Origin of the sequence: Gottfriedia sp. NPDC058432 (assembly GCF_042721555.1) — a bacterium.
Lineage (GTDB): Bacteria > Bacillota > Bacilli > Bacillales > Bacillaceae_G > Gottfriedia.
In genome coordinates, this window is record NZ_JBHXLC010000001.1 from 267,626 (window position 1) to 268,846 (window position 1,221).

The 1,221-nt window shown below is 45.6% G+C and carries 2 protein-coding genes; both read left to right on the plus strand.

Annotated elements, in window-relative coordinates:
- Positions 1–650 (plus strand): exosporium glycoprotein BclB-related protein (locus tag ACFWM3_RS01400; RefSeq protein WP_390309808.1); only part of this gene is annotated, 650 nt, incomplete at its 5' end.
- A 201-nt stretch (positions 651–851) separates the two neighbouring features.
- The coding region (locus tag ACFWM3_RS01405) for a hypothetical protein (RefSeq protein WP_390309973.1) at positions 852–1,221 on the plus strand (370 nt) is incomplete at its 3' end.

Sequence of the window (1,221 nt, forward strand, 5' to 3'; positions counted from 1 at the left end):
CGGCAGGAGCGGCAGGAGCAGACGGAGCAACAGGCCCAGCGGGAGCAACAGGTCCAGCAGGAGCAGCAGGAGCAGCAGGTCCAGCAGGAGCAACAGGTTCAGCAGGGGCGACTGGTGTAGCAGGTACAGGTGCAATTATTCCGTTTGCATCAGGTGCACCAGTTGTGATGTCTACAATTTTAGGCGGATTAGCAGGAACAGCTGGACTTGTAGGATTTGGAAGTTCTATTCCGAATGTTGCATTACTTCCTGGACCAGCGATTGATTTAACAGGAACTGGTTTGCCAACTGAAATACTTGATTTTGCATTCTCAATGCCTAGAGATGGCATAATTACGGCTATTTCAGCTTCTTATAGTAACGTTATAGCTTTGGCTATTTTAGGAACAAATATTGTGGTGACTGCACAATTATATAGTGCACCAGTAAATAGTAATAACTTTACTCCAGTTGCAGGTGCAAGCGTCACTTTACCAGCTCTTGTAGGTCCGCTTACATTAGGCCAAATCACGAGCGGTATTTCTACACCTTTAGTAATACCAGTTACTGCACAAACTCGTTTAATGATGGTATATACTGCAACTGCAAACGGTATTAGCCTTGTTAATACTGTAACTGGATATGCTAGCGCAGGAGTAGCTATAAACTAATTAATAAATAGAAGTAAGAAAAATTAATTTTAACAATTTGACTCTACTAAACTAGATCACATTCTATCATTGATAGTTTTAAATCTAGTAAGTAGAGTTTTTTTGCGGATTTTTAATAGAAATAGTGTTAAAATCCAAACAAACTTGTCCAACAAAAATAGTATAAAGTGTACGTCAAAATATTTTTGGAGGTGTATCTATTTGCCAATACCACCAGGCCCACCAGGCCCACAATTACCACCAGTCCTACCATTACCACCAGCTCCAACAGGTCCTACGGGAGCACCACTGCCACCAGGTCCTCCACCACCAACAGGAGTTACAGGTCTAACAGGTCCAACAGGAGCAACAGGTCCACAAGGTCCAACAGGTCCAGCAGGAGCAACAGGTCCAGCGGGAGCAACAGGAGCAGATGGAGCGACAGGTCCAGCAGGAGCAACAGGTCCAGCAGGAGTAACAGGTCCAGCAGGAGCAACAGGAGCAACAGGAGCAGCAGGAGTAACAGGTCCAGCAGGAGCAACAGGAGCAGATGGAGCGACAGGTCCAGCAGGAGCAACAGGAGCAACAGGAG